This window comes from Amycolatopsis sp. NPDC051372, assembly GCF_040682095.1.
Lineage (GTDB): Bacteria > Actinomycetota > Actinomycetes > Mycobacteriales > Pseudonocardiaceae > Amycolatopsis.
This window is the reverse complement of the sequence record NZ_JBFBAF010000023.1, coordinates 165019-174727: the sequence shown is the minus strand read 5'-3', so window position 1 is coordinate 174727 and position 9709 is coordinate 165019. Positions and strand designations below refer to the sequence as shown.

The window sequence follows — 9709 nt, the reverse complement described above, 5'->3', positions numbered from 1 at the left end:
CGGAGCACTACTTTGTTGCCGCAGAGGAGTGCGCCAAGCGCGGCGGCGTTGCCGGTCATGTGCGTGAGCGGGGCCGGGGGCCGCTCGGACTGCCCCATCCGGAAGCCGGCGCGATCTCGCGGGTGGGTTGAGTCGGCGGGGTTGGGTTCTCGCTCACGGCGGGAAGCGTGCACGTGCGCGATCGCGGCCGTGGCGTTGGCCGGCACGGCGGACAGTGGCACACGGTCCTGGGGGCGCCGGGGGCCGGCGAGAGAAGCCGTCACAGTGGAGAGGTCGATCCGCAGGCGCTCGTCGTAACGCAAGTCCGCCGAAGGATCGTGCCAGAGGCCCTGTTCCTTCGCGTACTTCTCCACGGCGGCGACGTGGTCCGGCGTGCGGCCGGTGAGGCGCAGGTAGCCGGTCGTCGCGGCGTCGATGGGGAACATCGCCGCGGTGGCGCCGAACTCGGGGCACATGTTGGAGATCGTCGCGCGGTGCGCGAGCGGGATGCGCGCCACGGCGTCGCCGTTGAACTCCACGAACTTCCCGACCACGCCGTGCGCGCGCAGGGTTTCCACGACCGTGAGCACGAGGTCGGTCGCGGTCACGCCGGGGCCCAGCTCACCCGTGAGCTCCACCCCGACCACGGGCGGCACCAGCATGCTCAACGGCTGGCCGAGCAGCGCCACCTCCGCCTCGACGCCGCCGACACCCCACGCCAGCACACCCAGCGCGTTGACCATCGTCGTGTGCGAGTCGGTGCCGGCGCAGGTGTCCGGGAACGCCCAGCCGTCGCGGCGTTCCACCACGCTCGCGAGGTACTCGAGGTTGATCTGGTGCATGATCCCGGTGCCGGGCGGCACCACGTGCACGCCGTCGAGCGTCTCGCCCCACTTGAGGAAGCGGTAGCGCTCGGCGTTGCGGGTGTACTCGATCTCGACGTTGCGGCGCAGGGCGTCAGCCCGGCCGGAGACCTCCGTGGCCACGGAGTGGTCCACGGTCAGGTGGCTCGGGATCCGCGGGCGCACGCCGCGGGGATCGCCCCCGGCCGCGGCGACGGCGTCGCGCAGCGCGGCCAGGTCCGTGAGCACGGGCACGCCGTTGGTGTCATGCAGGAAGACCCGCGACGGGGAGAAGGCGACGACGTCGTGGGCCGCGTCGGACCCGCCGTGCACCAGAGCCGTGATGTGCTCGGCCGTGACGGTGTGGCCGTCTTCGTGCCGCAGGAGGTTTTCCAGCAGGATCTTGTGGCTCAGAGGTAGCCGCTCGGAGCCGGGGACGGCGTCGAGGCGGTGCACCCGGTAGCTCTCGCCGCCGAGGTCGAGGCGGGCGAGGCTCCCGAAGCTGTCGGGTCCCGAGGTGGCTGCGGTGCTCGGCGCCGGGGTGTTCGGCGCGGCGGTATTCGGCGCTGTGCTCAAGGCACTCCTTCCATACAGCTTATAGGCTATAATAAGCTCGGAAGTGAGACCAGTGGCCCTGGCGGAGCGTCCGGGGCCCGTCCCCGAATCCCCGAGGAGCCCAGCGTGCCCACCCTCTTCGACCGCATTCTCGACGCGCACCAGGGCATCCGCCCGCAGGTGCCGGTGAGCACGCTCGAACGCAGCCGGCTGCTGTCGGACGAGCTCGAATGCGATGTGTGGCTCAAGACCGAGCACCTCATGCCCACCGGTTCGTTCAAGGTGCGCGGGTCGGCCAACAAGATCCGCGTGCTCGGCGAGAGCGCGAAGCAGACCGGTGTGATCACCGCGTCGACCGGCAACCACGGCCAGGGCGTGGCCCGCGCCGGCAACCTCGCCGGCGTCGGGGTCACGGTGTACGTCGCCTCCTACACCACGCCGGCCAAGATGGCCGCGATCCGGGCGATGGGGGCCGAGCTCGTGGTGGTCGAGGGAGGTGCGCTCGGCGCCGAGCAGGAGGCGCGCCGGCAGGCGGAGCGCCTCGGCAAGCCGTATGTGGCGCCCTACAACGACCTCGACACCGTCGCGGGCCAGGGCACGCTCGGCGTCGAGCTGGCCGAGCAGGCGCCGGACCTCGACGCCGTGTTCATCTGCACCGGGGGCGGTGGCCTGATCGGCGGCACGGGCACGGCGCTCAAGCAGCTGAGCCCGCGGACGAAGGTCGTCGGCGTGTGGCCCGAGGCCTCCACCTGCATGCTCGACTCGCTGAAGGCCGGCGAGATCATCGAGACGCCGGAGTTCCCCACGCTGTCCGACGGTTCGGCCGGCGCGGTGGAGCCCGGCTCCGTCACGTTCGGAATCTGCCAGGAAGTGATCGACGAGACGGTCACGGTCACCGAGCCGGAGATCGCCCGCGCGATGCGGAAGATCGCCGAGGGGGAGCGCTGGATCGTCGAAGGCGCCGCCGGTGTCGCGGTCGCGGGCCTGATCCGCACGGCCGAGCAGTACCGGGGCAAGAAGGTCGCGGTCGTCCTTTGTGGACGGAACGTGGCGCTCGAGACGTTCCTGGGCGCGATGGCTCTCGCGCAGGAGTGAGCCGGGCAGGGTGGCGGGCCGGCGGCTCGCCACCGGGGCCCTTCAACCGGGCCGCAGGCGCCCGGTCACTCCGGGACCACGGCGGCGGAGCCGTCGGAACGGGGGTCGCTGCCGGCCGTGAGGGTGCCGTCCGGCGCGAGCGAGACGACGTTGGTGTGGCCCAGGAACTCCGTGCGCGCAGGGACTTCCCGCAGCGGGAAGCCGTCGGCGGCGAGGTCCGCCACGGACTCGGGCGCGAGGTCGGCTTCGTGGTGCACGGTGTCGGAGGCCTGGCCCTCGGCCCGCGCGCCGACGACCCAGCGCGGCGCGCTCACGGCTTCGGCCGGCGAGTCGCCGGCGAGCAGCCGCAGCAGCACCTGCGCGTGGATCTGCGGCTGGCCGTGCCCGCCCATCGTCGAGTTGACCCAGCGGACGCGGCCGTCCTCGTGGGTGACGAGCACGGGCATCAGCGTGTGCTTGGGCCGCTTGCCGGGCGCGATGACGTTGGGGGAGCGGGGATCCAGCGAGAAGCTCGTGCCGCGGTTCTGCAGGATGATGCCGGTCTCCGGTTCCAGCACGGCGGCGCCGAAGCTGTCGAACACGCTCTGGATGATCGACACGGCGTAACCCGACGAATCGGCCGCCGCCACGCCCACGGTGTCACCGCGCGGGATCGAGGGAGCCGCCACCACATCGGCCGGGCGCGGGTCTCGCAGTCCCGCGATCAGCTCGGCGAACCCGTCGTTCGCCACGTCCGTGGCGGCGAAGGCCGGGTCGGCCAGCAGGGTGTCTCGCACACGCGTGCCATCGTGGAACAGCCGGCCCAGTACGGCGGCCGGGGCCGTCCACGGAGTGGTGGCGAAGCCCAGTTCGGTGAGGGCCCGCACGGTCCGCAGCAGCGCGAAGCCCTGCGTGTTGGGCGGGCTGGTGTGCACGCGGAAACCGCCGAGCGGTGCGGAAATCGCGGCCGTGTCCCTGGCCACGTACCCGGCGAGGTCGGCTGTCGTGAGTGGACAGTCGAGGGCCTGAAGACCACGGGCCAGAGCCGCGCCCACGGCGCCTTCGTAGAACTCGCCGGGCCCGCCGGCTGCGATCGCGCTCAGCGAATCCGCGAGACGTGGCTGCACGAGCAGGTCGCCTTCGCGAAGGGACGCACCGAACACCGTGCGCGAGCCGGCATCGGCGTCGAGGAGCGCCCGGTCCGTCACGAGCGCGGCGGCGAGCGAGCGCGCCACGGGGACGCCTTCGGCCGCGTACCCGATTGCGGCGGCGAACTGCGCGGACCAGTCCAGCGCGGCTCCGTGACCGCGCAACGCCTCCCAGCCGCGTACCGCGCCGGGCACGGTGATGGTGTCGGGCCCGCGTTCCGGCAGCCGCTCGCCGTGGCGGGCGCGCAGTGCGGCGAGGTCGCGGGCGGCCGGCGCCGTGCCGGTCGCGTTCACGCAGGTGATCGAGCCGTCGGGGGTGCGCACGAGGGCCACGAGGTCACCGCCGAGAGCGGTGTTGTGGGGGTAGACGACGGTGAGTGCCGTGGCGGCCGCGAGCGCCGCGTCGATGGCGTTGCCGCCCGCGCGGAAGGCCTGTTCCCCCGCACGGGTGGCGAGGGTGTGCGGCGAGGCGATGGCGCCGGTGATCGGGGACAAAGCAGCTCCTTCTGCGCGGCGGGCGGGTGTGCGCGGCGAGGCCCGGGGCAGTCCCGGCCCGGCGGGGTAAGCTGCGGTCACTGTAGCAGTGACGACAGAAACGGCACTAGCTGAATTGGATACTTCAGAACCGCGCACCCTCGCCAGCCGGGTGAACCACGAGTGGACCCGGCTGAGCAAGACCGAACGCGTCGTCGCGCGGTACCTCGTCGCGTCGCCGCCGCAGCGGATCATGCTGGCCACCGCCGGCGACATCGGCCGCACCACGGGCACGAGCGACGCCACGGTCGTCCGCACCGCGCGCCGGCTCGGGTACGCCGGTCTCCCGGACCTCAAAGCCGCGCTGGGCGCAAACTTCACCACGACCGCGCCGCCGCAGATCAGCGAACGCCTCCAGCTCTCCCGCACGGCGCGAGACTTCTCTGCCACGGCGGAACGGGTCCTGGGCGACGCCCGCGAGCGGATCACCGGGCTCGGCCGCAAGACCGACCCGGCCGCGCTGGCGAAGGCGCTGCAGCTCATCGCTCCCGCGGCCACCGTCTTCTGCTACGGCTGGGGCGTCAACGAGCTGAGCGCCCGCTACCTCGCCCTGAAACTCAACCGCATCGGCAAGTTCGCGGTCTTCTCCGGCGCCACCGGCTTCACCCTCGCCGACGACCTGCTCAGCCTCTCGGCCCGCCACGCCGTGGTGATCTTCGCGCCCGGCCGCGCCTTGCCGGAGCTGGAGCTGCTCGTGGCGCACGCCCGCGCCGCCGGGGCCGGGCTGATCCTCGTGACCGAGAACCTCGGCGAGGAGCTCACCAGTGCTGTCGACGTCGTCCTGCGCGACGAGGCGTCCGCGGGCGGGCTCACCGCCGAACCGCTCGGCGGGATGCTGCTGGCCGACATGCTCGTGCTCGCCACGATGGCCGTCGGGCGCGACCCCGCCGTCGACACCTACGAATTGCTCACCCGCCTGCGCCGCGAACTCGCCCCGGAAGCCTGACCCGTCCCCGAAGGAGAGCCATGCCCCTGATCGCCGACGCCATCCTCGACCAGGCAAGGGAAACGGTCACACGTCACCTCGCGCCGACCCCGCTCCTGCCCTTTCACTCCGCCGGACTCGACGTGCCGGTGTTCCTGAAGTACGAGGGCGCGCAGCCCACCGGCTCGTTCAAGGTCCGCGGCGGCGTCACCGCCCTCACCGCGTACGCCGCCGACGGCACCCCGGTCGTCACGGCGTCGGCGGGCAACCACGCGCTCGGCGTCGCGCACGCGTCGCGGCTGCTCGGCGCGCAGTCCACAGTGGTCGTTCCCGAAGACGGTTCCCCGGCCAAGATCTCGGCGCTGCGCACCTACCCGGTGGACCTCGTGCTCGCGCCGGGCGGCTACGACGGCGCGGAAGCGAAGGCCCTGGAGCTCGCGGCCGGCGGGATGAAGTTCGTGTCCGCCTACAACGACCCGTACGTGATTGCCGGCCAGAGCACCCTCGTCGGCGAGGTCGCCGACAGCTTCGACGAGGATTTCACGATCGTCGTGCCCACGGGTTCAGGCGGGCTGCTGGCCGGCACGGCTCTCGGCGCCCGTCGCGCGAAACCGGACGTGCGCGTGGTCGGCGTCGAGTCCGCGGCGTGCCACGCCGTGTCCGCGGCGGTCGCGGCGGGACACCTCGTGACCGTGCCGGTGGGGGACACCATCGCCGACGGGCTGGTCGGCAACCTCGAGCCGGGCACCATCACGCCGGACATCGTGCGCGAGGCCGGCGTCGAGCTGGTCGACGTGGACGAGCCCGCGATCCGCCGCTCGGTCCGCGAGTTCGCTCTCACGGCGGGACTGGTGGCGGAGGGTTCGTCGGCCGCGGCCCTGGCCGCGTTGCGGGCGGGCCTGGTCCCGCTCGACCGGCCGATCGTGCTCGTGGTATCCGGGCGCAACATCGCGGCCGAGCTGCTTGCCACGATCCTCACGGAGGGCTGATCGGGAGTTCCGACTTTCGTGGGTGTGCCGGGTTTGTCCCGGGCCGCCACACTGTGCGTTGCGAGACGGTCACCGTTGGTCCGTCCCCTGATGCATCCGTGAGGAGCCCCGATGAAGGTCAGGTCGTCGTGGAAGGCCGCGCTGGCGGCGGTCGGAGTGCTGGTGGCGGGCCTGTCCGGGGGCCCCGCCGGCGCCACGGCCGCCGTGCCGGGGTCCGGCGCGCCGGTGTTCTGGCGGGTGCCGGTGACCGCGGACCAGGTGGCGGGGCTCGCGCGCGCCGGGTTCGACGTCGCCGAGTCCGACCGCGAGGCCGCGTACGTCGTGGGGGATCAGGCCGTGGCCCGGAAGCTGCGGACGCTGGGATATCAGCCGTCGTACTTCGACACCGTCTACAAGGACGTGCCCGCCGCGTCAGCGCGTGCGGCCGCGGCCGACACCTTCTACGGCGGCTACCGCACCGTGGCCGCGCAGGAAGCGCACCTGACCCAGGTCGCCTCGGCGCACCCGGACCTCGCGACCGTGTACACGCTCGGCCCGTCTTGGAAGAAGACCAAGGGCCAGGGCGGCCACGACCTGAAAGCCATCTGTCTCAGCAAGAAGCAGGCCGGCGACTGCACGCTGTCCACGACCTCGGCCAAGCCGAAGTTCGTGCTGATGGCCCAGGTCCACGCGCGCGAGATCTCGACCGGCGAACTCGCGTGGCGCTGGATCGACTACCTCGCCGACGGTTACGCGAGCGACTCGACCGCGAAGTCCACTCTGGACACCACCGAGGTGTGGGTGATCCCGATCGCCAACCCGGACGGCGTGGACATCGTGGCCTCGGGTGGCAACTCGCCCAAGCTGCAGCGCAAGAACGCCGACAACGCCCGCGGTGGCTGCTCCGGCACCAACGTCGGCATCGACGTGAACCGCAACTCCTCTTATCAGTGGGGCGGGGACTCGAACTCGCCGTGCGCCGAGACCTACCAGGGCGCGAGCGCCGGTTCGGAGCCGGAAACCCAGGCGCTGGAGAAGTTCTTCCGCGCGATCTACCCCGTGCAGCGCGGCACCGGCAACAACGACCCGGCGCCGGCGACCGCGCGTGGCACGATGATCACGCTGCACAGCTACGGCAACGACATCGTGATCCCGTGGGGCTTCACCCAGGCGACTTCGCCCAACGACGCGCAGTACCGCAAGCTGGGTGCGAAGTTCACCGCCTCCAACGGTTACCTCGTGGGCACCAACCGCGAGACCGTCGGCTACGACACGAGCGGCACGACCGACGACTTCACCTACGGCACCCTCGGCGTCGCGAGCTTCACCTTCGAGGTCGGTGCGTCGAGCGGCACGTGCGGCGGGTTCCTGCCGAAGTACTCCTGTGTGGACAGCACGTTCTGGCCGAAGAACAAGGGCGCGTTCATCACCGCCGCGCAGGCGGCCGCCGCGCCGTACCGGCAGTGAGCATGAGCTGCCATCTCCGTTCACTTCTGTCGTAACTCGGCACCAAGACGGCCTGAAACCGGGCACTTCCGGACGCCGGCACTGTGATCTGTGGTCGGAGTCACCTTTTCTGACTCCTGACACGACAGAGGCTAACAGTCTACGCTTAGGTCATTCACCGGCAGTCGCCGACGCCGGGACGACCTGATCGGGGAAGATCCATGGCCGAACCGACCGTCTTCGTGCACGGGTTCCTCGACGATCGCCGGGTCTGGGACGGGGTCGTCGAGGCGCTCCCGGCCGACGGCGAGTACGTGGCCGTGGACCTTGCCGGCAGCGGCGACCGTGCGACGGAGGCCGGGCCGTTCACCTACGACCGGTTCACGGTTGACGTTCTGTCCACTGTGGACGCAATCGGTGGCCCGTTCCTGCTGGTGGGGCACAGCATGGGCTCGGCCGTGGCCGAGCTGGTCGCGGCGGCACGGCCCGAGCTGACCAGCGGGCTGGTGCTCGTGAACCCGGTGCCCCTGGCGGGCACTCGCCTGCCCGACGAGGCCGTCGAACCGTTCCGCTCATTGGGCGAGGCCGGAGCCGAGGCGCAGCGCGCGGCGCGGGCGAACCTCTCGCCGAACCTGAGCGCCGAGACCTCCGAACGCATCGGCGCGGCCGGCCTGCGCCTGCGTCCCGAGGTGGTGCGCGCGTTCGCCTCCTGCTGGAACAACGGCGCTCCGGAAGGGCACGCGCCGAGCGGGTACCCGGGTCCGGTGCTCATCGTGCGCGGCGGGGACGACCCGTTCGTCACGGCGGACCTCGTGGCCGGCGCCGTCGCACCCCGCTTCGCCGCGCCCGTCACGGAGGTGGTCGGCGGCGCGGGCCACTGGACGCACGCGGAGGCGCCCGCCCGTCTCGCCGAGCTGATCGCGCGCTTCGCCGGTGGCCAGGCGCGCGGCTGGGCCGCGGGCTTCTCGCGCAAGACCGCCGACGCGTTCGGCGAGACTTTTGCCGAGGACGTGGTCCTCGAAGCCGGCACGCTGCTCGAGCCCGTCGAAGGCCGGGAGAACGTGCAGCGCGTGATGGCCGCCGCCAGCGGGATCTACGAGTCGCTGAAGTTCACGCACCAGACCGAGTCCGGCGCGCGCACCTACCTCGAGTGGGAGGCCGTGGCCTTCGGCGGCGCGACCCTGCTCGGCGTCACCGTGCTGACGAAGGACGACGCGGGCCGGATCGTGCACGCGGCCATCCACCACCGCCCGCTCGGCGGCGCGCTCAAGTTCTCCGCGGAGCTGGGCAGGCGCCTGCCCGACCTCCCGGGCGCCCACTTCCACCAGGAGGCCTGACATGACCACACGAAGCGACATCGAGTTCGCCGGCGAGGACGGCGTGACCCTGCGCGGCTGGCTGTTCGTGCCGGACGCGCCCGGGCCGCGGCCCGCCATCACCATGGCCCACGGCTACGCCGGCGTGAAAGAGCACGGCCTCGAGCCCTTCGCCGAGGCGTTCGCCGACGCCGGGTTCGTGGTGCTGGTGCACGACCACCGCACGTTCGGCGCCAGCGACGGCACCCCACGCCAGGACGTGGACCCCTGGCGCCAGATCGCCGACTGGCGCCGTGCCATCACCTTCCTCGAAGCCCGCCCCGAGGTCGACCCGGAGCGGATCGGCTTGTGGGGCACCAGTTACGCCGGCGGCCACGCGATCGTGCTGGGAGCCACCGACCGGCGGCTCAAGGCAGTGGTCGCGCAGGTGCCGACGATCAGCGGGGTCGAGCAGGGCCGGCGCCGCGTGCCGCCGGACGGCGTCGCCGCGCTGGAGCGCGCGTTCGCCGAGGACGACCGCGCCGTCGGGCGGGGTGAACCCCCGCGCAGCCAGACGATCGTGAGCGCGGACCCGGCCGTGCCGGCCTCCTACCGCGCGCCGGACGCGGTCGGGTTCTACCTGCAGGACATCCCCGAGGGCATCTGGGAGAACCAGGTCACCGTGCGCTCCACGCGCGCCGCGCGGATGTATGAGCCGGGCGCGTGGGTCAGCCGTGTGTCGCCGACGCCGCTGCTGCTGGTCGTCGCGTTGAACGACACGATCACCGTGACCGACCTGGCGCTCGCCGCGTACGAACGCGCCCTGCAGCCGAAGGGGCTCGAACTGATCCCGGGCGGGCACTTCGACCCGTACGTCGCCGAGTTTGCCCGCTCCAGCGCCGCCGCGCGGTCCTGGTTCGAGCAGCACCTGTTCTGAGGAGCC

Annotated in this window: 8 protein-coding genes; 6 read left to right on the top strand and 2 right to left on the bottom strand. The window is 72.2% G+C overall.

The genetic code is table 11. The annotated features are described in order from the left end of the window. Positions 1–1397 (bottom strand): aconitase family protein (locus AB0M56_RS31800; protein ID WP_364182785.1); only part of this gene is annotated, 1397 nt, incomplete at its 3' end. A gap of 105 nt (positions 1398–1502) precedes the next feature. Here AB0M56_RS31800 and AB0M56_RS31795 point away from each other — a divergent pair. Further along, positions 1503–2471, top strand: coding sequence for a threonine/serine dehydratase (locus AB0M56_RS31795; RefSeq protein ID WP_364182783.1), 969 nt, complete (start codon positions 1503–1505; stop codon positions 2469–2471). 65 nt (positions 2472–2536) lie between these two features. On the opposite strand, the gene AB0M56_RS31790 is transcribed toward AB0M56_RS31795, so the two are convergent. Further along, the gene (locus tag AB0M56_RS31790) at positions 2537–4093 is read right to left on the bottom strand and encodes a gamma-glutamyltransferase (protein ID WP_364182780.1); all 1557 of its coding nucleotides are present in this window, start codon (positions 4091–4093) and stop codon (positions 2537–2539) included. 115 nt (positions 4094–4208) lie between these two features. On the opposite strand from AB0M56_RS31790, the gene AB0M56_RS31785 reads away from it, so the two are divergent. The 5 genes from AB0M56_RS31785 to AB0M56_RS31765 all read left to right on the top strand — a co-directional run bounded on the left by AB0M56_RS31785 (position 4209) and on the right by AB0M56_RS31765 (position 9703). After that, complete coding sequence (locus tag AB0M56_RS31785; protein ID WP_364182777.1) at positions 4209–5078, top strand: MurR/RpiR family transcriptional regulator; 870 nt, start codon at positions 4209–4211, stop codon at positions 5076–5078. Positions 5079–5098: 20 nt separating this feature from the next. Continuing rightward, entirely contained in the window at positions 5099–6046 is a 948-nt protein-coding gene (locus tag AB0M56_RS31780) for a pyridoxal-phosphate dependent enzyme (RefSeq protein WP_364182774.1), read from the top strand. A gap of 111 nt (positions 6047–6157) precedes the next feature. Then, positions 6158–7492 (top strand): M14 family zinc carboxypeptidase, encoded by a 1335-nt coding sequence (locus AB0M56_RS31775; protein WP_364182772.1) that lies wholly within the window; start codon positions 6158–6160, stop codon positions 7490–7492. Positions 7493–7692: 200 nt separating this feature from the next. Beyond that, a complete protein-coding gene (locus AB0M56_RS31770) occupies positions 7693–8808 on the top strand; it encodes an alpha/beta fold hydrolase (RefSeq protein ID WP_364182770.1) in 1116 nt (371 codons plus the stop codon). Between the two features lies 1 nt (position 8809). After that, complete coding sequence (locus tag AB0M56_RS31765) at positions 8810–9703, top strand: alpha/beta fold hydrolase (protein WP_364182767.1); 894 nt, start codon at positions 8810–8812, stop codon at positions 9701–9703. Positions 9704–9709 lie beyond the last annotated feature (6 nt).